The 21,642-nt window shown below is 68.8% G+C and carries 19 protein-coding genes; 10 read left to right on the top strand and 9 right to left on the bottom strand.

Features of this window, described 5'->3' with window-relative positions; all coding sequences use genetic code 11:
* Nucleotides 1–2 precede the first annotated feature (2 nt).
* Together PYV00_RS15245 and PYV00_RS15240 are read left to right on the top strand one after the other, a co-directional pair.
* Nucleotides 3–2,117: a hypothetical protein gene (locus PYV00_RS15245; protein WP_275229160.1), complete on the top strand. Its 2,115-nt coding sequence runs from the start codon at nucleotides 3–5 to the stop codon at nucleotides 2,115–2,117.
* Nucleotides 2,111–2,839, top strand: coding sequence for a DUF3142 domain-containing protein (locus PYV00_RS15240; protein ID WP_275229159.1), 729 nt, complete (start codon nucleotides 2,111–2,113; stop codon nucleotides 2,837–2,839). Before PYV00_RS15245 ends, PYV00_RS15240 begins: the two co-directional genes overlap by 7 nt.
* A 34-nt stretch (nucleotides 2,840–2,873) precedes the next feature.
* On the opposite strand, the gene PYV00_RS15235 is transcribed toward PYV00_RS15240, so the two are convergent.
* From PYV00_RS15235 to PYV00_RS15205, 7 genes are all read right to left on the bottom strand, one after another.
* Nucleotides 2,874–3,404: a DUF1993 domain-containing protein gene (locus PYV00_RS15235; protein WP_275229157.1), complete on the bottom strand. Its 531-nt coding sequence runs from the start codon at nucleotides 3,402–3,404 to the stop codon at nucleotides 2,874–2,876.
* 81 nt (nucleotides 3,405–3,485) lie between these two features.
* Nucleotides 3,486–4,547, bottom strand: a complete 1,062-nt coding sequence (locus tag PYV00_RS15230; RefSeq protein WP_275229156.1) for a GGDEF domain-containing protein — start codon at nucleotides 4,545–4,547, stop codon at nucleotides 3,486–3,488.
* 340 nt (nucleotides 4,548–4,887) lie between these two features.
* A complete protein-coding gene (locus PYV00_RS15225; RefSeq protein WP_275229154.1) occupies nucleotides 4,888–5,157 on the bottom strand; it encodes a hypothetical protein in 270 nt (89 codons plus the stop codon).
* Nucleotides 5,158–5,245: 88 nt separating this feature from the next.
* Complete coding sequence (locus PYV00_RS15220) at nucleotides 5,246–6,718, bottom strand: radical SAM protein (RefSeq protein WP_275229153.1); 1,473 nt, start codon at nucleotides 6,716–6,718, stop codon at nucleotides 5,246–5,248.
* On the bottom strand, nucleotides 6,666–7,391 hold the full coding sequence (locus PYV00_RS15215; protein ID WP_275229152.1) for a prolipoprotein diacylglyceryl transferase family protein: 726 nt from the start codon (nucleotides 7,389–7,391) through the stop codon (nucleotides 6,666–6,668). Before PYV00_RS15215 ends, PYV00_RS15220 begins: the two co-directional genes overlap by 53 nt.
* Before the next feature lie 11 nt (nucleotides 7,392–7,402).
* Nucleotides 7,403–8,095, bottom strand: a complete 693-nt coding sequence (locus tag PYV00_RS15210; RefSeq protein WP_275229151.1) for a peptidylprolyl isomerase — start codon at nucleotides 8,093–8,095, stop codon at nucleotides 7,403–7,405.
* A gap of 54 nt (nucleotides 8,096–8,149) precedes the next feature.
* Nucleotides 8,150–8,860, bottom strand: coding sequence for a GcrA family cell cycle regulator (locus tag PYV00_RS15205; protein ID WP_275229150.1), 711 nt, complete (start codon nucleotides 8,858–8,860; stop codon nucleotides 8,150–8,152).
* Nucleotides 8,861–8,934: 74 nt separating this feature from the next.
* Here PYV00_RS15205 and PYV00_RS15200 point away from each other — a divergent pair, with 74 nt between their 5' ends.
* The gene (locus tag PYV00_RS15200) at nucleotides 8,935–9,813 is read left to right on the top strand and encodes an ABC transporter permease (RefSeq protein ID WP_275229149.1); all 879 of its coding nucleotides are present in this window, start codon (nucleotides 8,935–8,937) and stop codon (nucleotides 9,811–9,813) included.
* Nucleotides 9,814–9,910: 97 nt separating this feature from the next.
* Nucleotides 9,911–11,257 (top strand): TldD/PmbA family protein, encoded by a 1,347-nt coding sequence (locus tag PYV00_RS15195; RefSeq protein ID WP_275229147.1) that lies wholly within the window; start codon nucleotides 9,911–9,913, stop codon nucleotides 11,255–11,257.
* A gap of 87 nt (nucleotides 11,258–11,344) precedes the next feature.
* Here PYV00_RS15195 and ppa read toward each other — a convergent pair whose 3' ends face one another.
* Together ppa and PYV00_RS15185 are read right to left on the bottom strand one after the other, a co-directional pair.
* Complete coding sequence (gene ppa, locus PYV00_RS15190; protein ID WP_275229146.1) at nucleotides 11,345–11,884, bottom strand: inorganic diphosphatase; 540 nt, start codon at nucleotides 11,882–11,884, stop codon at nucleotides 11,345–11,347.
* A gap of 193 nt (nucleotides 11,885–12,077) precedes the next feature.
* Complete coding sequence (locus tag PYV00_RS15185) at nucleotides 12,078–14,018, bottom strand: M61 family metallopeptidase (protein WP_275229145.1); 1,941 nt, start codon at nucleotides 14,016–14,018, stop codon at nucleotides 12,078–12,080.
* 124 nt (nucleotides 14,019–14,142) lie between these two features.
* On the opposite strand from PYV00_RS15185, the gene hisS reads away from it, so the two are divergent.
* From hisS to metK, 6 genes are all read left to right on the top strand, one after another.
* Nucleotides 14,143–15,384: a histidine--tRNA ligase gene (gene hisS / locus PYV00_RS15180; RefSeq protein ID WP_275229144.1), complete on the top strand. Its 1,242-nt coding sequence runs from the start codon at nucleotides 14,143–14,145 to the stop codon at nucleotides 15,382–15,384.
* Between the two features lie 139 nt (nucleotides 15,385–15,523).
* Nucleotides 15,524–16,594, top strand: a complete 1,071-nt coding sequence (gene prfA / locus PYV00_RS15175; protein ID WP_275229143.1) for a peptide chain release factor 1 — start codon at nucleotides 15,524–15,526, stop codon at nucleotides 16,592–16,594.
* Nucleotides 16,591–17,442 (top strand): peptide chain release factor N(5)-glutamine methyltransferase, encoded by an 852-nt coding sequence (gene prmC, locus PYV00_RS15170; protein ID WP_275229142.1) that lies wholly within the window; start codon nucleotides 16,591–16,593, stop codon nucleotides 17,440–17,442. The genes prfA and prmC overlap by 4 nt, the downstream gene beginning before the upstream one ends.
* Before the next feature lie 235 nt (nucleotides 17,443–17,677).
* Nucleotides 17,678–18,580 carry a DUF4167 domain-containing protein gene (locus PYV00_RS15165; protein ID WP_275229141.1) on the top strand — a complete coding sequence of 301 codons (903 nt, stop codon included), beginning with the start codon at nucleotides 17,678–17,680 and terminating at the stop codon, nucleotides 18,578–18,580.
* A gap of 67 nt (nucleotides 18,581–18,647) precedes the next feature.
* Nucleotides 18,648–20,306, top strand: coding sequence for an apolipoprotein N-acyltransferase (gene lnt, locus PYV00_RS15160; RefSeq protein ID WP_275229140.1), 1,659 nt, complete (start codon nucleotides 18,648–18,650; stop codon nucleotides 20,304–20,306).
* Nucleotides 20,307–20,347: 41 nt separating this feature from the next.
* Nucleotides 20,348–21,565, top strand: coding sequence for a methionine adenosyltransferase (gene metK / locus PYV00_RS15155; protein WP_275229139.1), 1,218 nt, complete (start codon nucleotides 20,348–20,350; stop codon nucleotides 21,563–21,565).
* Nucleotides 21,566–21,642: the final 77 nt, after the last annotated feature.

The raw sequence follows: 21,642 nt of genomic DNA, 5'->3' as shown, positions 1-21,642 counted from the left end.
ATATGAAGCGGATGGTCGGTGCGGCGGCGCTGGCGGTGGCCTTGTTCGCCGCGCCCGAGGCGGTGCGCGCCAGCGGGGACTTCGGCTGCTATCCGCAATGGCGTCTCGCCAACCCGGACTATGCCTGCTCCAATCGCGCGGTGCTTTCGCCGGGCAACGACACGCGCGTCAACCTGCTTTACCTGCTGCGCGACCGGGCCGGTCTCGCCACCGGGCCGGGCCGCTATCCGGCGGCGGGCTATGACGCGGCAGGCTTCGGCCACGTCTTCCTCGACTGGGACCAGCTCAAGAGCGCCTATTACCGCCAGCCGGACGAGGCGGAGGATGCCGGATCGGGCGGCAGCCGGTGCGATTCGCGCGGAGGCGGCGGCGATGCCTTCGGCGCGGCGCTGGCGGCGAACCGCGCGGTGCCCGAAAGCGAGCGTGCCCGCCTGACGGCGGCACGCGCCTTGACCGGGCAAGCCTGCGCGGGTGGCGACAGCGCCGCGCCCGCCTGGCCCGAAGGGATCGCCAGCACGGCGGGCCGCGATTTCCTGACCTACCTCAAGGCCGCCGACGCGTTCTATGCCGGCCGCTTCGACGAGGCGCGCGCAAGCTTCGGTGCGCTGCGCAAGGCGCAAGACCCGTGGCTTGCCGAAACCTCGGCCTACATGGTGGCGCGCAACGAACTGGTCGCGGCGCAGGCCCCCGCCTTTGATGAATGGGGCGACTATGCCGGCGCGGGCAAGGTGGACAAGGCGGCGGTGAAGCGCGGACAGGATGCGCTGGCCGCCTATCTCAAGGCCTGGCCCAGCGGCCGCTATGCCGATTCGGCGCGCGGGCTGGTGCGCCGGGCCTATTGGCTGGCGGGTGATGCCGCCGGGCTTTCGCGCGCCTACGCGGCGATGCTCGACGCGCTCGATCCGGCCGGCGCGGCGGCGCCCGATCTGGTGCAGGAAATCGACAACAAGCTGCTGTTCGCGCGCGGGCTGGAAGGCGGCTTCGACGCGCCGCTGCTGCTGGCCACCTGGGATCTGATGCGGATGCGCATCGAGGAAGTGCCCGAAGGCGAGCAGTCCTATGGCGATCCGCCGCTGTCCGCGCAGGAACTGGCCGCACAGCAGCCGATGTTCGCCGGGCGGCCCGATCTCTATGGCTTCGTCCAGGCAAGCCATGCCTATTACGTCGCGCGCGACTACCGCCGCGTGATCGCGCTGATCCCCGATGACGCGCGCCAGCCGGGCTACGCGCCGCTGGCCTTCAGCCGGCAAGTGCTGCGCGGCATGGCGCTGGAAGCGGTGAACGATCGCAACGCCGCCGGGTTCTGGCAGGACCTTCTGGGCGGAGCGAAGGATCTTTACCAGCGGCCGATCGTCGAGATGGCGCTGGCGCTGAACTGGGAACGGCACGGCAAGCTGGCCGATGTCTTCGCCAGGGGATCGCCGATCGGCGAGGCGCCGGTGCGCGAGATCCTGTTGCAGCAGTCGGCCGGGCCTGAGCTGCTGCGCGCCGTCGCCGCGCGCGCGGACTTGCCCGTGCATGAGCGCGATGTCGCCACTTATGCCCTGCTCTACAAGCAGTTGAGCCGGGGCCGCTATGCCGAGTTCAACCGCGATCTGGCGCTGGTGCGCAAGAACGCGGGCAAGGATGGCGGCACGTACGACTGGAGCCTGCAGGATCTGGAAACCGTGCCGGTGGGCCTGTTCACGCGCGGCGGCTGGTCGGACGGCTATGCCTGCCCGGCGCTGGCCAGGACCACCGCGACGCTGGCGGCCGAGCCGGGCAACGTGAAGGCGAACTTGTGCCTGGGCGAATTCTATCGCCTCAATGGCTTCGACGATCTGGCGAGCAACGGCGATCGCCCGGCCGCCGACGAACTGGGCGGGGCGGTGAACGGCTTTCCCCAGCCGCAAAGGATGCGCGCGGCGATCTATGACGCGGTGATCGCCGATCCCGCCGCCACGCCGGACGACAAGGCCTATGCGCTCTATCGCGCGGTCTGGTGCTATGGCCCCAGCGGCAACAACAGTTGCGGCGGCGCGGACGCGCCCGAGGCGCGGCGCAAGGCGTGGTTCCAGCAGCTCAAGCGCGATTACCCCGGCAGCCGCTGGGCCAGGGAGCTGAAATACTATTGGTAACGCGCCGCGCGCTGCTGGCGGGCCTGCTGGGCACGGCCGCGCTGGCCGCGTGCCGGCGGCGCCAGCCCGCGGCGCGGGCCACGCGCGTCGATCCGCGCGATCACGCGGCGTTCTTCCTCTGGGCAGGCGTGCGCGCGCCGGACTGGCTGGGCGCTGCCCGCACGGTCTATCTGCTGGCGGGCGAAGTGCCGCACCGCGATCCGCCGCGCTTCGTGCCGCTGCGCGCGGTGCCGCGGGTGCGCGGGCCGCAGGTGTGGCTGACGGTGCGGGTGGAGCGGCTGGACTGGCCCGAAGCCGTGACGCAGACCGTGCTGCAGGCGCTGGCCCGCTGGGAAATGGCGGGCAATCGTCTGGTCGGCCTGCAAGTGGATTTCGACGCGGCGACGCGCGGACTGGCGGGCTATGCCGCTTTCCTTGCCCGCCTGCGCGCGCGGCTGCCCCAACGCTGGCGGCTTTCGATCACCGGGCTGCTCGACTGGAGCGCGGGTGGCGATCCGGCCGCGCTGGCCCGGCTGGCCGGCGTGGTCGACGAGATCGTCGTCCAGACCTATCAGGGCCGGCGGACCATCCCCGGCTATGAAGCCTATTTGCGCGGCTTGCGCACCCTGCCGATCCCGTTTCGCGTCGCGCTGGTGGAAGGCGGGGCGTGGCGCGAGCCGCCCGGCCTTGCCGCCCAGCCGAATTTTCGCGGCTATGTGGTGTTCCTGCTGCCGCCGCGCTGAAACGCACGGGGGGTGGGAGAGGGGCGCGCCGGCATCACACCCGCGCCGTCACCGTCCGCGTCTTGCCCAGGTAATCGCGCTTGCCCAGCGCAAGCCCCCGGGCGCGCAGGATCGCGTAAGCCGTGGTCGCGTGGAAATAGAAGTTCGGCAGCGAAAAGCTCAGCAGGAAATCGGCGACCGTGTATTCCTGCCGGAAATCGCGGAAACGGAACAGCATCTCACGCCCCGCGATGGCGTCCAGCTCGTCAGGCGCGACGGCCGAGACGATGCGCAGCGCCTCCGCGACCTCACCACGCAGCGCGGCGAAATCGGACGGGACGGGATCAAGCTCGGGATTGAATTCGCCGGCGCGCACGCCCGCGATGGCGCGCGCCGAATGGTGGCCGCATTCGAACACCTGCTTGGCGAACGGCCACATGTCCTCAGCCAGCCGCGCCTCGGTGAGCGTGGTGGCATCAAGGCCGTGCTCGGTGCAATGCGCTTCGGCCTTGTCAACCAGATGGCCGACGCGTTCCAGACCCTGCAAATAGCCTTTCACGACCGCGTCGTGCAGCGAAACCGCCATTGCCTCCCCCCTTTTTGGCTTGTCTGCTGGCAGGCTAGTGCCGCCGCGCGGGCGATGCAATCACGGCGAGACGGGGCCGGCTCAAATATCGTCGGGCGGCAGGTCGCGCGCCTTGAGCACGCAGTTGCGCCCGGCGTTCTTGGCGGCATAGAGCGCATCGTCGGCCGCCTTGAGCGCCTCGCGCGGGTTGTCATAGGCATGGACATCGGCAATGCCGGCCGAGAAGGTGATGCGGCCAAAGGGAATGTCGGTCGCGCGGTTGACCAGCTTGCGCGCGGCCATCGCCTCGCGCGCGTCGTCCAGCACGTTCCAGGTCTCCTCCACGTCGCGCCCGCGCAGCAGCACGACGAATTCCTCGCCGCCGTGGCGCGCCACATGGCACTTGTCGCCCGAGATCTTGGCCAGCGCCTTGGCCACGGTGCGCAGCACCCGGTCGCCCGCCTCATGCCCATGCGTGTCGTTGATCCGCTTGAAATGGTCGATGTCGCAGAAGGCGACGCAAAGCGGCTCGCCGCTTTCCCGCGTGGAGGCGAATTCGGCCTCGTAGGTCGATTCGAAGGCGCGGCGGTTGGGCAGGCCGGTAAGGTGATCCATCTCGGCCTCGCGCCGCGCTTCGGCGAGCGACTTTTGCAGCGTGCGGGTTTCTTCCTCGCTGCGCGTCAGCTCGATCTCGATCTCGCGAGTGCGCGACAGCATGTCGCGCGCGATCACGGCCAGCTCGTTGATCATCGCGCCCGCTTCGGTGACCTGGCGCAGATCGCCGACATGCGCTTCCAGCGCGGTGCTGTATTCGCTGGTCGCGGTGCGCGCGGCCGTGGCGGTCTGAGCGAATTCGGCGATGGTCGTTTCGAGCTGGCCCATCATCGTGGTCAGCGCCGCGGCGCCATCGTTGCGGCCGCTGTTGCGCGCGGCTTCCTCCAGCCATTCCAGCGTGATCGGCATCCGCGCCTCCACGCGCCGCTCGATCAGCCAGGCCAGCTTCGGGTTGCAGCCGGTCATCACGTCATGCGCGATGGTGAGGGTATAGCCGCTCAATTCCAGCCGGTGCGTCAGCAGGAAGCTGGAAATGTCGCTGAGCAACTGCCGGCGGCGGCGCTCGCGCAAGTCTTCGGGCGGCGGCGGCGCGGGCGCATCCTCGACCATGGACAGGCTCTGGGCCGGGGGCGCTTCAAAGCCGCTCCCCAGGCCGAGCCAACGCAGGATACCTCCCCCACGGGGCAAACTGGTGTCGTAAGCTGTCATGCCCATGGTTAACGGTCGGCGAGCCAAAGAATTAAGGCCACCCTCGCCCTTTTTTCTCGACAATCGCTCGCAGGCGCGCGTTTCCGCCGATCGCGCGGCGTCCCGCGGGTTAAGCCAGGCCCCTGCAATTCCCCGTGAAGATAGGGGAATCCGCTGCGTGGAACGACCGTGCCGATCGCCGCGCCGCGCGGCGCGGCGATCGGCGCCAGACAGCGCGCATCGTGCTTAACGCCGCGCCGGTTCAGTCGAACACATCGGCCTCGGGCTCTTTCACCGCCGCCTTGTCGGCGCTGCGGATCAGGCTGCGGCCCAGGAAGAACATGCCGAGCCCGATCAGGAAGGGCACCCCGCCGATCAGCAGCACCGCCGGCAGGAGGCTGAAGAACTCGCGCGCATCGGCCGTGCTCCGGTCGATCAGCGATCCGCCCGCGATCAGCAGGGTGCACAGCCCCGACAGCGCGGCGATCAGCAACCCGCAGCCCAGCAGGGCCGCGCCGAAGAAACTGCGCATCAGCAAGCCTCCCGATCATTGCGGAGCAAGGGGCGGAGCAAGGGACGGAGCAAGGGGCGGCGCCAGGGGATGAAGCGGTGGCCGATCCTCATGCCCGGCGCCCCGCCGCCAGCGCGCGATGGCGCGCGACCACGCCGGCCCCCTCGGCGTCTTCGCGGTAAAAGGTGTTGTAGGTATCGAAGGGAATGATCTGGCCATCGCCCGTGACGAAGTGGACGCAGCTTCGCTTCACCGTGGCGAGATCGAAATTGTAGCGATCGAGGAATTGCAGGATCACCACGCGGAACGAATTGGCATAAGTCAGTTCGGCCGGCACCATCGCCTGCGGCAGGCAGCACAGCACGCCGGCCAGCTTTTCCCCGGTGTTGCACTGGGTGGTGGCAAGCGAGAGCAGGTCCAGGATCGCGCCGCGCAATTGCGGATGCGCTTCATAGCTGATCGTGTTGGGCCCTTGCAGCACCATCTCGCGCGGCAGCAGCGACGTGATCGGCGTCACCGCGCGGCCCTGGCGCAGGCCATAGCCGATGCAGATCTGGTCCGGGTTGCAGGGCAGGGGAATCATGTCTTCCAGCGTGAAGACGCCGGCCCTGGCCACTTCGCGGCGAATCTCGGTCAGCACGACGCGATTGGCATCGCCATCGAAGCCTTCGTTGCGCCCCGCGTCCTGCACCGGCTGGAAGGTGACGCCGCGCACGCAGGCCCATTCCAGCGCATGGCGGACGATCGCGGCAACCTCGCGATCGTTCACGCCGCGCTTGATCACGGCGACCAGCGTGGTGGAAAGCCCCACCCGCTCCAGTTCCTCCAGCGCTTGCCGGCGGATGCGCGAAAGCCGCGCGCCGCGCAGATCCATCAGCGCATCGTCATCCAGGCTGTCGAACTGGAGATAGACTTCCAGCCTGGGCGCATAGCTTGCCAGGCGTTCGACGAAAGCGCGGTCCTGCGCGATGCGCACGCCGTTGGTGTTGATCATGACATGGCGGATCGGCCGCGCCTTCACCGCGTCGAGAATGGCGAAGAATTCGGGATGAATGGTGGGCTCGCCGCCCGAAAGCTGCACCAGATCGGGCTCACCCTCGCTGGCGACCAGCGCATCGAGCATCGCCTCGATCTCGGCCAGCGGGCGATGGCTGCCGTGGATGTCGGCGGCACTGGCGAAGCAGACCGGACAGGCAAGGTTGCACGCCTGGTTGACCTCGACAATCGCCAGGCACGAATGCTGCTCATGATCGGGGCACAGGCCGCAATCGAACGGACAGCCCGCCTCGGTGCGGGTCTGCGCCCGCAAGGGGCGGTCGCCCGGCTTGATCCACAGCTTCTGCTGGCGCCAGTAATCGAGATCGTCGGAAATCAGGGTTTTCTGCACGCCATGGTCAAGGCAGCGCTTGAGGTAGAAGACCTTGCCGTCCTCGATGATGATCTTGGCGGCGACCGGCTCAAGGCAGGTTTCGCACAGGGATGTCGTCTGGCCATGGAAGATATAGGGCGCGGCCTTGCGCGCGGGCGCTTCAGCCGCCAGGCGCGCGCTTTCCAGAACCGCGCCGCCACCAGATGATTCCATATGCAGCCAGCCCCAGCATGAGCAGGTGGAAGAGGTTCAGCGGCCCCGCCACCGGCGGGTAAGGCTTCACGAACTCCCACGCGAAACGCTGCGCAGCATATACAAGCACGAAAGCATGGAAAGCGTGTTCGTGCGCCCACCTCGCGCCCGCCAGCCGCGCGCGGATCAGCACCAGGGCGAACAGCGCCATCGCCAGGCTCTCGTAAAGCTGCACCGGGTGCCGGCCCGTCCCGTCGCCCAGATCGACGGCCCAGGGGACAGCGGCGGGCGCGCCATACGTGAAATCGGCAAGGCCCGAAAAGAAGCAGCCCAGCCGCCCCACCGCGATCCCCACCGCCAGCGGCAGCGCGAAGGCGACTCCGGTGGATCGGCGCACGCCGTGGCGCCATTTCCATACTTCCACCGCCGCGATTCCGCCCGCCAGCGCGCCAGCGATGCTGTGCGACGGCGCCGCGACGATCGCCCGCAGCGAATTGGCCGATCCCAGCAGCCAGGCCCCCGCCACCGCGCCAAGCGCCAGGCTGACGAAATAGGAAGGCCCGGCGATCCCGGCCAGCGTGCGCGCCTCGTCCGGCCAGCGCCGGTATTGCCAGCGCGCGGCCAGCGTGGCGCTGACCCAGGCGGCTAGATCGAAGACATAGTGCGCCCACCAGGCGGTCGGCGGGTGGAGCATGGGCGGCCAGCCTAGCGCGACGTGGCGGCGGGCGAAGGAGTGGCCGAGGGTTCGGGCGCGGGTGTGGCGACGGGCGCGGGCACCCGGCGCACCGAGAGGATCTTGACCGGCGCCTCGATCATCTGGCCTTTCATCACGCCTTCGCCCTTGGTGGGCGATCGCGGCGCGTCCCAGATCGCGCGGACCACGTCCATGCCCGAGACGACGTGGCCGAACGCGGCGAAGCCGGCTTTCGCCTCGGGATCGGGCGAATCGGGATTGGCATCGAGCCCGGGCATGTCGGACAGCAGGATCGAGAAATCCGCCGTCGCCGTGCCCGGCGCATAGCGCGCCATCGAGATCGCGCCGGCCTTGTGCAGCACGCCGGTCTGGCTGGTCGGCTCATGCGCCACGGGCTTGAGCGCCAGCGCCGGATTGGCGCCGATCCCGCCTTGCACCAGCCCATTGGGCTGATCGCCCCAGTCAAGGTGCATCGAACGGTAGAAAGCGGTGTTGTCGAGCCGCCTCTGATCGACATAGCGCAGGAAATTCGCCGTCGTCAGCGGCGCGTGCGCGGCATCGAGATCGAGCGTGATCGTGCCCATGCTGGTGCGCACCGCGACATAGGCGTCGGCCGCCGGGGCAGGCGCGGGTGCGGGCGCCGGGGCGGCCCCGGTCAGGATCATAAGCAGCGGCGCGGCGAAAAGGGCGAATCGGCTGGTCATGGCGCGACCATGGCCCAAGTCACCCGCTTCGCGCCATATCCGGCTTGCCTGGCTTCAGCGCACGCGCGGGCCGCCGAACGGCAGCGGCGGAGGGGGCCGGCGCGCGCCGCGCGGCAGCTGCGCCTGATAGGCGCGGCCGCAATGCTCGACGCAATAGGGGAAGCCGGGGTTCACCTTCTCGCCGCAGAAATGGAAGTCCGGCTCGCCCGGATGGCCCATCGGCCAGCGGCAGATGCGATCGTTAAGGTCAAGCAGGCTGGTCTTGCCAGCCACTTCGGGGCTGGGCTTGGCCGGCACCAGCCGGCGCGGCGGCGCGGGCGGGATCGGCTGCTGCTGATCACCGGGGCCCTGGCGCAGGAAGCCGCCGGGGCCGACCGAGACGATGCGCGGCTGATCGACCGGCGGCGCGGCGGGCGGCGGCACGGGCTCGGCCGAAGGCGCGGCGCGGACCGGGGTGGGATCGTCGAACGATTCCTCCTCCTCGATCCGCGGCTCTTCCGGCTCGGGATCGGGCGCGGCCGGGCGCGCCTCGACCACGGGCTTGGGCTTCTTCGGCGTCGGCGCGGCGGCGGCAGCGGCGGGCCGCACGGCGGGCTTCTCGTTCGCTTTCACTGGCGAGGGGCGCGCCTTCAGGCCCAAGCGATGCGCCTTGCCGATCACCGCGTTGCGGCTGACGCCGCCAAGCTCGTCCGCGATCTGGCTGGCGGTCGCGCCGCCTTCCCACATCTTGGTCAGCTTCTCGATCCGCTCGTCAGTCCAGCTCATTCGCAATCCAATCCTTCAACACAAGACCCGCTGGAAGCTTGCCTCCGAAGCGGGCAGCCGATAGTCGGCGCACCATGGCCGATCAACCGAATTCGAGCGCGACGCTCGCCTCCAGTGCCGCCCCTCACCTCCGCAGGTTTCCGGCCAAGGGAGAGCCCGTGATCCACCAGGTGAACTGGGTGGGGCTCAAAACCCTGTATATGAAGGAGGTGCGCCGGTTCTTCAAGGTTCAGACCCAGACGATCTGGGCCCCCGCGATCACCACCCTGCTGTTCCTGGTGATCTTCACCGTCGCGTTGGGGCGCGGCGGGCGCGAAGTGCTCGGCGTCAACTTCGCCACCTTCGTCGCGCCCGGTCTCATCGTCATGGGCATGATGCAGAACGCTTTCGCCAATGCCAGCTTCTCATTCCTCTCGGGCAAGATCCAGGGGACGATCATCGATTTCCTGATGCCCCCGCTGACCGAGGGCGAGCTGATGCTGGCGATGATCGCCGCGGCGGTGACTCGCGCCATCCTGGTCGGTCTCGCGCTCGTCGCGGCGATGCTGCTGTGGCCGGGCGTCAGCCTGGCGGTGGCGCATCCCTGGGCCGTCGCGTGGTTCGGGCTGATGGGCTCGATCTTTCTGTCATTGCTGGGGCTGCTCTCCTCGATCTGGGCGGAGAAGTTCGATCACAACGCGGCGATCACCAATTTCGTCATCGCGCCGCTCTCGCTGCTTTCGGGCACGTTTTATGTGATCGACAACCTGGCCCCGGCGTTCCAGACGATCAGCCGCCTCAATCCCTTCTTCTACGTCATCTCCGGCTTCCGCTTCGGCTTCCTGGGGCAGAGCGACATCGGCGATACCAACATGGCGGTGCTGCACAGCGCGATCGGGCTGGGCCTGCTCAACGTGGCGCTGGCGGGCGTGACGTACGCGGTGCTGCGTTCGGGCTGGAAGCTGAAGAGCTGAGGGTGGGGCAAGGCATCCGGCGCGTGACAGCTTCGCGTTTGCCCCCTAGGGCTGCCCGGCCCGCGCCACCCCACGCGCCAAGGAGAGACGATCCGCAATGCTGAGCCCCGAAGCCGCCAAGGACCGCGCCGAGGATCTCATCGCCCGCGCGCGCCGCGCCGGGGCCGAGGCCGCCGACGCCGTCTACATCGCCAATGCCTCGGAAAGCGTGCAGGTGCGGCTCGGCAAGCTTGAGGATGTCGAGCGTTCGGAAGGCGAGCACATGCTGCTGCGCGTCTTCGTCGGGCGGGGTTCGGCCTCGATCGGCTCGTCCGACCTCGCATCGGCCGCGCTCGACGAGCTGGCCGGTCGCGCCGTCGCCATGGCGCGCGCCGCGCCCGACGATGCCTTCGCCGGGCTGGCCCCGGCCGAGCTGCTGACGCACCCGCCATTCCCCGAACTCGATCTTGACGATCCGGCCGAGCCCAGCCCGCAATCGCTGCGCGCCGATGCCGAGGCGGCCGAGGATGCCGCGCGCGCCGTGCCCGGCGTGACCAATTCCGAAGGCGCGGGGGCGAGCGCGGGCCTGTCCAGCTTCGCGCTCGTCACCAGCCACGGCTTTGCCGGCGCCTATCGCTCGACCAGCCGCAGCCTCAGCGCCACCGTGCTTGGCGGCGAAGGCGCCGGCAAGCAGCGCGACCATGCCTGGCGGCAGGCGCGCCACGGCGCGGATCTGCCCAGCCCGGAAACGATCGGCGATCTGGCCGGCCGGCGCGTCGTCGCGCGCCTCGATCCGGGCCGGCTGAAAAGCGGGACGATGCCCGTGGTGTTCGATCCGCGCATCGGCGGCACGATCATCAGCCATCTGATCAACGCCATGGCCGGCAGCGCGATTGCCCGCCGGTCCAGCTTCCTGCTCGATCATGGCGAGGCGCAGCTGTTCGATCCCGCGATCGTCATCGCCGAAGACCCGCACCGCCCGCGCGGCCTGCGCTCGCGCCCCTTCGATGGCGAGGGGCTGGCGACCGCGGCGCGCGATCTGGTTTCGGGCGGGCGCATCACCGGCTGGCTGCTGGAAAGCGCCTCTGCCCGCCAGCTCGGCCTGACTCCGACCGGCCATGCCTCGCGCGGGGGCGGCGGAGCGCCGGGCGTCGCGGTGGGCAACCTGCACCTGGCGCCGGGCGCGCTTTCGCCGGCCGAGCTGATGGCCGACATCGCCGAGGGTGTCTATATCACCGAGCTGTTCGGCCAGGGGGTGAACGGTGTCACCGGCGACTACAGCCGGGGCGCCTCGGGCTTTCGCATCATCGATGGCGAGATCGCCGGGCCCGTGGCCGAATTCACCATCGCCAGCAACCTGCTGAAGATGTTCGCCGCGCTGACGCCGGCGAACGACCTGGAATGGTTCCGGCCGATCAACGTGCCGACATTCCGCATCGACGGCCTGACCATCGCCGGCGACTGATCGCGAGGCGCCGGCGATCCACCCGGCTTCCCGACAGCATGGCTGCGGGAGGCCGGGCGCGGACTGGTGCCGCGAGGAAGGCGAAGCTCAGGCGGTCTTGTGCGCCTTGGCCCGCTCGATGGCTTCCAGCGTGATGGCGCGCGCGGCGGCCGAATCGCCCCAGGTGCCGACGCGGACCCACTTTTCGGTTTCCAGATCCTTGTAGTGGGTGAAGAAGTGCTCGATCTGCTGGAACACGATGTCCGGCAGGTCTTCCTTCTCGCTCACGTCCGAATAGTACGGGAACGTCTTGTCGTCGGGCACGCAAAGCAGCTTCTCGTCGCCGCCATGCTCGTCTTCCAGGTTCAGCACCGCGATCGGCCGGGCGCGCACCACGCAGCCGGGCACGAAGGGCGAGCGGGCGACGACCAGCGCGTCCAGCGGATCGCCATCGGGCGAAAGCGTGTGCGGCACGAAGCCGTAATTGGCGGGATAGCGCATTGGCGTGTGCAGGATCCGGTCGATGAAGAGCGCGCCCGAAGCCTTGTCGAACTCATACTTCACGGGCTCGCCACCCAGCGGAACCTCGATGACGACATTGAGGCTTTCGGGCGGGTTGTCGCCGGTGGGAATCATATCGATGCGCATGGTCAGCCTTTGGTTTAGGGGACAACGGGAGGTCGGCGTCGGGCGATGTGCGACCGCGCGCCGCTTAGCGCCGCGCATGGTGCGCCGCAACACCGGATTGGCGTGAAAAGGCGTTAAGGATCTGGCGGAACAGGCGTTCAGCGCGTTTCCGGTGCGGCCGGCCAGCCCCACTTTCCAGCCCCTGACCCGCCCCCTAACCCCGGCGCGGCGCCAGCAGCCGGTCCAGCGGCGCTTCGGGGCCGGGCGCGGCGCGTTGCAGCCAGGGCCAGCGCAAGCCGCCGTGATAATCGATCGGCACGGGCAGGAAGCGATCGCCGCGCCGGACCAGCAGTTCCAGCGGCGCCTTGCGGCTCTTCGCATCGGTGATCATCCGCCGCATCGTCTCGGCATCGTAAGCCAGGGAATCGACCGCGACGATCCGCGCGCCCGAAACGATCCCGGCGCGAAACGCCGGGCCATCCCAGCGCACATCGGCGACGGTGCCGTCCTGCTCGATCTCCATGCCCAGCGAATGCCACAGTTCCAGCCGGCGCGAATCGTCCATCCGCGCCTTGTCGAAGGCATTGGGCTCCTCGCGCCAGACCAGCCGATAGCCCGCCTTCTCGATCCCCGCGAGCGGCGCGGGCAGCCCGGCCTGATCGATCCGGCTCTGGAGAAAGGCCGCCCAGTCATAGGGATAGACCGCATCGAGCGCCGCCACGACATCACCGAAGCCGTAGCGTGAGACGCGGCCCGTCCCCTCGGCATGGGAGAAGAAGCCCGCCGCGAAATCGTCAAGCCCCTTGCGCCCGCCGGTCCCTTCGCGAATCACCTGGTCGGCCTCCAGCCAGACCAGCGCGCCTTCCCAGTAATAGTCCTCGCCGCGCGAGAGCGAGGCATAAGGCTTGGGCTTGCGCCCGGCGAAGACCGGATCGAAAGTGGTGTCCTCGACCGAGCGCCAGCCGCGCCCCGGCGCCTCGGCCAGCGATCCGGCCGCGCGGGCCATCGCGCCCAGCACCACGTCCTTGCCCTGCACGCCCGATCGCGCCGCCAGCACCAGCCCCCAGAACTGCGTCTGCCCTTCATAGACCCACAGCAGGTTGTCGCGCATCGGCGTGCGGTAATCGGGCGTCCACAGTTGGTCGGGGCGGCGATACTTGCCGTTCCAGCTATGCGCGAATTCGTGCGGCAGCACGTTGCGGTCCCAGTCGAAGCTGTCCCACGCCGCGAAATTGCGCGGTTCGAGCTGGTCCTCGCTGGATCGCAGGTGTTCCAGCCCGATGCCACCGATCCGGTTGCTCAGCGCCACGAGGAACTCGTAATGGTCGAACGCCGGCTTGCCGAACACCAGCAGCGTCTCGTCCACCATGGCGGTCAGCTTGGCGAGGTCGGCGGGGCGCAGCGTCAGCAGTTCGGGCGCGTCGGCCACCGCGCTCAGCCGCACCGCATGGCCCAGGTCCCAGCTGCGGAAATAGGCCCCGGCGAAGATCGGCGAGTCGACCAGCGTCTCGTAATCGGTCTCGTCCCAGGCGAACCGGCTGCCGCTGCGCGTCATGCCGTCGAGCGCGGCGGCCGGCGTCCAGTCCGCCGGCAAGGTCACGCTCGGCCGCACGCGGATGCGGCTGACGTAGTGCCCGGCGGGATAGAGGCTCATCTTCTCCCATTGCAGGTTGAGCATTTCCTGCGTCATGGTGATGCGCCCTTCGTCCCTTTGCAGCGGCGAGGTGTGGATGAACCGGGCCGTGACTTCGCGCGTGCCGGCGGGCAGATCGAGCCGGAAAGCATAGACGTCCACCGGATCGCGCTTCCACGCGATCGGCTTGCCATCGGCGAAGAACCGCAAGTCGACCAGCTCGGCCAGCGGCCCGCGCGGCGCGTGGTTGCCCGGCAGCCATTGCGGGAAAAGCAGCGTCAGATCGCGCGTGCCGGGCGCCACCGGGATCGTCTCGACCACGCGGAAGAGGCCGCGCCGCGTGTCGCTGGCATCGATGTCCAGCCGGATCGCGCCGCCGGGCCAGGGGCTGTCCACCGCATCGGGCACGGGCGGCGATGGCGCCGCGGCGGCGGGTGGTTCGCCCTGGCTCAAAGCGGGGGCGGCGGATACGGCAAGGCAAACGGCGGCGCAGATGCCGGCAGCGGCGAGGGCGGATCTCATGCCGGCCCTCATGGCGCCGGCGCGCCGATCCCGCAACCGTGCGCCTTACGTACCACGCCGGGACGACGCTCTTGCGACAGGCCGGACTTTTCCCGGCGCGCCAATGCGGCTAAGCGCGCAACCCATGGAAACACCGCAGGCCATCAGGGGCACTCAGGACATCTTCGGCGCCGATGCCGAGGCTTTCGCGCATGTCGTCGAAACCTTCGAGCGGGTGCGCAAGCTCTACCGCTTCCGCCGGGTCGAGATGCCGGTCTTCGAGAAGACCACCGTGTTCTCGCGCTCGCTGGGCGAAACCACTGACGTCGTCTCCAAGGAGATGTATTCGTTCGACGATCGCGGCGGCGAATCGCTGACGCTGCGCCCCGAATTCACCGCCGGCATCGCGCGCGCCTATCTGACCAACGGCTGGCAGCAGTACGCCCCGCTGAAAGTGGCGACGCACGGGCCGCTGTTCCGCTACGAGCGGCCGCAGAAGGGCCGCTATCGCCAGTTTCACCAGCTCGACGCCGAAATCCTGGGCGCCGCCGAGCCGCAGGCCGATGTCGAACTGCTGGTCATGGCCGACCAGTTGCTCAAGGAACTGGGCATCGCGGACGGGGTGACGCTGCAACTGAACACGCTGGGCGATGCCCCCAGCCGCGAAGCGTGGCGCGCCGCGCTGGTCGCATACTTCCGCGATCACCGCGCCATCCTGTCGGAAGATTCGCAGGACCGGCTGGAGCGCAACCCCTTGCGCATCCTCGATTCCAAGGACCCGCGCGACAAGCCCTTCACCGCCGATGCGCCGCGGATCGACGATTTCCTGTCCGACGAGGCGCGCGGCTTCTTCGGCAAGGTCACGGGCGGCCTCGACGCGGCGGGCGTCGCCTGGACGCGCGCGCCTTCGCTGGTGCGCGGGCTCGATTACTATCGCCACACCGCGTTCGAATTCGTCACCGACCGGCTGGGCGCGCAAGGCACCGTGCTGGGCGGCGGCCGCTATGACGGCCTGCTCGAAGCGCTGGGCGGCCCGCACACTCCGGCGGTCGGCTGGGCGGCGGGGATCGAGCGGCTGGCGATGCTGGTGGCGGATGCCGGGGGAATCGCCGAGGATGCGCTCACCGCGATCCTCGCGGTCGAGCACGACGAGGCGCTGGCCTATGCGCAAAAGGCGATCGCCGCCTTGCGCCGTGGCGGGATCGATGCGGAAATGATCGCCACCGGATCGCCGCGCAAGCGCTTCGACAAGGCGGTGAAAGCCGGCGCCGGGGTGCTCGTCTCGTTCACCATGCGCGACGGGGCGCCGGTCGCCAACATGCGCGCGGCGGAACGCACCCAAGCTTATATCGCGGTCGAAAGCGTGATCCAGTCGCTCCGGTCATGAAAACTCCCGACGCTTCCACGCTCCGTCACCCTGAACTTGTTTCAGGGTCCATTTCGCCGGCCGGACCGTCGGCCGCGATCGCGCGATGGGTACCACACCAAACACGGCATGACGGCCCGGGCGGGAGCGCGAGACGCTGATGTCCGTCTCCGACGCCCGCCTTGCCCAGATCGCCAACCGCTTCGCCGAGCTGGAAGCGCGGCTCGCCTCGGGCACGCTCGAAGGCGACGAATTCGTGTCCGCCAGCCGCGACTATGCCGAGCTGGAACCCGTGGCGCGAGTCGCCTCCGAAGTCGTGACCATGCGCGGCGAGCTGGCCAGCCTGTCGCGGCTCGACGATCCCGATCCCGACATGCGCGCGCTCGCCGAGGAGGAGATCGCGCGGATCAAGGCCGAGCTGCCCGAGGCCGAGCATCGCCTCGCCTTGTCGATGCTGCCGCGCGATTCCGCCGATCAGCGCCCGGCGATGCTCGAAATCCGCGCCGGCACCGGCGGCGACGAAGCCGCCCTGTTCGCCGCCGACCTCTATCGCATGTACGAGCGCTATGCCGCCGAGCAGGGCTGGCGGGTCGAGATGATCTCGGCCAACGCCAGCGACATCGGCGGCTTCAAGGAAGTGGTGGCCAACATCACCGGCCAGGGCGTTTTCGCCAAGCTGAAGTTCGAAAGCGGCGTCCACCGGGTGCAGCGCGTGCCCGTGACCGAAAGCGGCGGGCGCATCCACACGTCGGCGGCGACGGTGGCGGTGCTGCCCGAGCCGAGCGAAGTCGATGTGCAGATCGAGGACAAGGATCTCAAGATCGACATCTACCGCGCGTCCGGCGCGGGCGGGCAGCACGTCAACACCACCGATTCGGCCGTGCGCATCACCCACTTGCCCTCAGGCATCGTCGTCATCCAGCAGGACGAGCGCAGCCAGCACAAGAACAAGGCCAAGGCGATGCAGGTGCTGCGCGCCCGCCTCTATGAGAAGATGCGCGAGGAAGCCCACGGCGTCGAGGCCGAGGCGCGCAAGGCGATGGTGGGATCGGGCGACCGTTCCGAACGCATCCGCACCTACAACTTCCCGCAAGGGCGCGTGACCGACCACCGCATCAACCTGACGCTGCACCGCCTGCCGGAAATCCTGGAAGGGCCCGGCCTTGGCGAGCTGATCGACGCGCTGATCGCCGAGGACGAGGCCAAGCGGCTGGCGGCGATGGATACATGAGCGTGGCGACGGTCGCCGCGCGGTTGCGCGCGGCGACCGTGGCGCTGGGCGAGGCGCCGGAAGGCGCGGCCGCGCGGCTCGATGCCGAGCTGCTGATGGCCTTCGCGCTGGGCGTCGACCGTTCGGACCTGCTGCTGCGGCACATGGGCGATCCCGCGCCCGATGCGTTCGAAGCGCTGCTGCGCCGCCGGCTGGCGCACGAGCCGGTGGCCTATATCCTGGGCACCGCGTCGTTCCACGGCCTGGACCTGGCGGTGACGCCCGATGTCCTGATCCCGCGCGGCGATTCCGAAACTCTGATCGAGGCCGCGCGCCAGGCGCTGGCCGCTCGCCCGCCCGCCCGCGTGCTCGATTGCGGCACGGGCTCGGGCGCGCTGCTGCTGGCCGCGCTGGCGATCTTCCCGCAGGCGCAAGGCCTGGGCATCGACCGTTCGCCGGCCGCGCTGGCGGTGGCGAAAGGCAACGCGGCGCGCACCGGCCTGGCCGATCGCGCGCGCTGGCTGGAACGCGATTGGGACGTGGCGGGCTGGCACGCCGATCTCGGCCGTTTCGACCTCATCCTGGCCAATCCGCCTTATGTCGAGGACGAGGCCGTACTGGACGCCTCGGTGCGCGATCATGAACCGCATGGCGCGCTGTTCGCCGGGCCGGAAGGGCTGGATGCCTATCGCGCGCTGGTTCCCCAATTGCCCGCCCTGCTGGCCCCGCAAGGCATCGCGCTGGTCGAGATCGGCTTTCGGCAGGCCGGGGCGGTCAGCGCGATCGCCGGGGAAACGGGGCTGGCGGCCATTCTTCATCGAGATCTTGCCGGCCGGCCGCGCGCTATCGAATTATCGGTGATTAAGTAAGTTTTCGCTTGGAATTGGCCAGCACAGAGCCTAAGTAGCAGTCCGAACCGGCCGATGGACGAAAGCTTCCCATGCACGGTTCAACTCCAGCATTTGCATCCGGTCGTGGCAGGAGAGCCTCACCAAGGCAAGTGAAGGGATCACGGCTCTCGCGATGCGATCCGTGATGGCGCGACAGGCAGCATACCGGCCCGGACGACGGGTGGATGCCAGGGGCTTTTGAGGAACTTTATCCTTGAACAATAATCGTGGTAACAACAACCGCAGGCGTGGCCGCGGTAACAATCGCCAGCAAGGCAACCAGCAAACCAACCGGATCGACAGCAGGGCCCGCGGCAACGCGCCCCAGTTGCTCGAAAAGTACCGCAAGCTGGCCCATGACGCGCATCTTAACGGTGATCGGGTAACAGAGGAATATTACCTCCAGTTCGCCGACCATTACTTTCGCGTGATGGCCGATCAGCGCCAGCGCCTGGACGAAACGCGCCCGCCGCGCCGTGATGATCGCATGTCGGACTATGGCGACGATTACGGCAACGACGACGACGAGATGGAGCGTTCCGCCGACCGTGGTGGCCCGGCCGCCAGCCGGGACAATGGCCCCTATGGCGAAAGCAGCCGGGGCGAAGGCAATCGCAGCGAAAATGGCCGCAGCGAAAACGGGCGCGGCGAAAATGGCCGCAGCGAGAATAGCCGTGGCGAAAACAGCCGGGGTGACAGCCGTGGCGAGGGCGACCGCATCGAGGCATCCGACGAACGCGCGGCCGGCAACGATGGCGTGCCCGCCGGCGAGGGCGAGCGTTCGGTCTACGAGCCGACGGAAAATCCCTTCGTGCGCGACAGCCGCGCCGCGCGTGGCACCGCCAAGCCGCGCAAGCCGCGTCGCCCGGCCCAGAACGCCGAGGCCCAGAATACCGGGGAAAACCGGACCGAAGACCAGCAGGCCGATACCGGCGAACGCCCGAACGTGACTGCCGGCCTCGATCCCGCCACTTTGCCGCCGTCGATCTCGGCGCAAGGCGAAAAGGCCGCCACCAAGGACGAAGGTGAGGAAAAGCCCGCCAAGCCGCGCCGCCGCACCCGCCGCACGGCCCCTCCGTCCGACGACGCGGGCGAGGCGCTCGAAGCCGTGAACTGAGCCACTGGTCGCGCAGGCGGCGCAAGCGCGCTTGCCTCGCGGCCGGGCCCGTTCCATGGCGGCGCGCATGGATTCGATCCGAGACGCGCTTTCAGCCTGCCTGCGCTTTGAGCGCACGGGCGCGCTGTTCGCAGGGGCGCTGGCCGCCTGCGGGTTCCAACCCCTGTCGCTCTGGCCGCTGACGATCGTCGCGCTCGCCTGGCTGATCGAACTGCTGGCGCGGGCGCGCAGCGCGCGCGGTGCTTTCCTGATCGGCTGGTGCTTCGGGCTGGGCCACTTCACGGTCGGCGACAACTGGATCGCGACCGCCTTTACCTATCAGGCGCAGATGCCGACCTGGCTGGGCGCGATCGCGGTGGTACTGCTTTCGCTTTACCTGGCGATCTTCCCCGCGCTGGCGATACTGGCAAGCTGGCTGTTCGTGCGACGCCTGAGCGCGCAGCGCGATTCCGCCCCGGACGGGCCGCCACCGCCGCCGGAGCGCCTGCGCTTCGTCGGCCTCGTCTTGCCGGCCTGCTGGATCATCACCGAATGGATGCGCGCCTGGGTGTTCACCGGCTTTGCCTGGAACCCGCTCGGCGTCGCGCTGCTGGGGCAGTACGAGACGCAAGGGCTGGCCCTGCTCACGCCCTGGATCGGCACATACGGGCTGTCCGGCCTGCTGGTGGGTATCGCCGCGCTGGTGCGCCTGCTGCTGTGCCGGGCCGCGCGCGCGGCGGGCGGGCCGCGGATCGGCTGGGCCGCCGGGTTGGCGGCGCTCAGCGTCGCGCTCGGCACGGTGATGATCGCCCCGGCGGCTTATCTCGCGCGCGAGGAAGGCGCGATCCACTACACCCTGATCCAGCCCGACTTGCGGCAGGAGACGCTGGGCGATCCGCGCCTGTTCGAAGCCCATTTCCTCAAGATGGCGCGCCTCACCCTGCCGCGATCGCGCGGCGAGCGGCGCGTGGTGTTCTGGCCCGAATCCGGCCTCGCCGACTATCTGCGCGACGGCTATCCGCCCTGGCTCTACCGGCAGATGACCTATGCCGCCGATCCCGATCTGGCGCGCGACCGGATCGGCACGGTCATCGGCCCTTATGGCCTGCTGCTGACCGGCGCGGTCGATCTGGTGATAGAGGATGGCGATGAAGTCGCCGCGCGCAATTCGGTGACGGCGATCGACGGCGGCGGCCACATCCTGGCCGGCTATTCCAAGGCCCATCTGGTGCCGTTCGGTGAATATCTCGCGCTGCGCTGGCTGCTCGAACCGCTGGGCGCGACGCGGCTGGTGGCCGGCACGCTGGACTTCTGGCCGGGGCCGGGCCCGCGCAGCTTCGATTTCGGCGACTGGGGCAAGGCGGGCGTGCAGATCTGCTATGAGATCGTCTTTTCCGGCGAAGTGGTCGATCGCGCCGACCGGCCGGACTATATCTTCAACCCGTCCAATGATGGCTGGTTCGGCAGTTGGGGCCCGCCCCAGCATCTCGCGCAGGCGCGGTTGCGCGCGATCGAGGAAGGGCTGCCGGTGCTGCGTTCCACCACCACCGGGATCAGCGCGGTGATCGACGCGGACGGGATCGTGCGCGGCCATATCCGCCGCCACACCGCCGGGCGGCTGGACGGCGCGATTCCCCCCGCGCACGAACCCACGCCGTTCGCCCGGTTCGGCAACGCGCTGCCGCTGGCCTATGCCATTCTCCTGCTGGGCGTTTCTGTGGTTGCCTTGCGCCGTTCGAGGGAATAGAGATCATCGGACATAAAGAATTCTTTATATCACGGTGAGCAATGCGCAGCGACTACGTCTTCACCTCCGAAAGCGTCTCGGAAGGCCACCCCGACAAGGTTTCCGACCAGATTTCCGATGCGATCGTCGATCTGTTCCTGTCGAAAGACCCCGAAGCCCGCGTCGCTTGCGAGACCCTGACGACGACGCAGCTCGTGGTGCTGGCCGGCGAAGTGCGCGGCAAGGGCATGATCGACACCGAGGGCAACTGGGAAGACGGCGCACAGGAAGAGATCCAGCACGTCGTGCGCGAGACGGTGCGGCGCATCGGCTATGAGCAGAAGGGCTTCCACTGGCAGAACCTGACGTTCGAGAACCACCTGCACCCGCAAAGCGCCGACATCGCCCAGGGCGTCGATTCGAGCGGCAACAAGGACGAGGGCGCGGGCGACCAGGGCATCATGTTCGGCTATGCCTGCGACGAGACGCCCGACCTGATGCCGGCGACGCTCTATTACAGCCACCGCATCCTTCACCGCATGGCTGCCGACCGCAAGTCCGGCGCCGCGCCGTTCCTCGAACCCGATGCCAAGAGCCAGGTCACGCTGCGCTTCCAGAACGGCAAGCCGGTCGCCGCCACCGCCATCGTCGTCTCCACCCAGCACAGCCCCGGCTATCACGAGGGTGAGCAGGACGCGCGGCTCAAGGCCTATGTGAAGCAGGTCGTGGCCGATATCCTGCCGGCCGAACTGCTTTCGGACGAGACCGTCTATCACATCAATCCCACCGGCAAGTTCGAGATCGGCGGGCCGGATGGCGACGCGGGGCTGACCGGCCGCAAGATCATCGTCGATACCTATGGCGGCGCCAGCCCGCACGGCGGCGGCGCGTTCTCGGGCAAGGACCCGACCAAGGTCGATCGCTCGGCCGCCTATGTCACGCGCTATCTGGCCAAGAACGTGGTCGCGGCCGGGCTGGCCAAGCGCTGCACCATCCAGGTTTCCTATGCGATCGGCGTGTCCGAGCCGCTGTCGCTCTATGTCGATACCCACGGCACCGGCACGGCCGATGACGAGCGGCTGGAAGCGGCGATCGCGGCGGTGGCGAAAGAGCGGCTGGGCGGGCTGACGCCGCGCGGCATCCGCGTCGGCCTCGGCCTCAACAAGCCGATCTACCAGCCGACGGCGGCTTACGGCCATTTTGGTCGCGATGCTGATGGCGACTTCTTCCCGTGGGAACGCACCGACCTGACCGAAGCGCTCAAGGCCGCGCTGGCCTGAGGCTGCGCCGGCACGGCGCACGGGAGCGCTGCCCGGCTGCCGGTTGCGGCGGTTGCGAAAAGGCTTGATACGCCGGC

It is taken from the genome of Novosphingobium album (ex Liu et al. 2023) (assembly GCF_029076845.1).
Classification (GTDB): Bacteria; Pseudomonadota; Alphaproteobacteria; order Sphingomonadales; family Sphingomonadaceae; genus Novosphingobium.
This window is presented reverse-complemented; position numbering and strand designations above follow the sequence as displayed.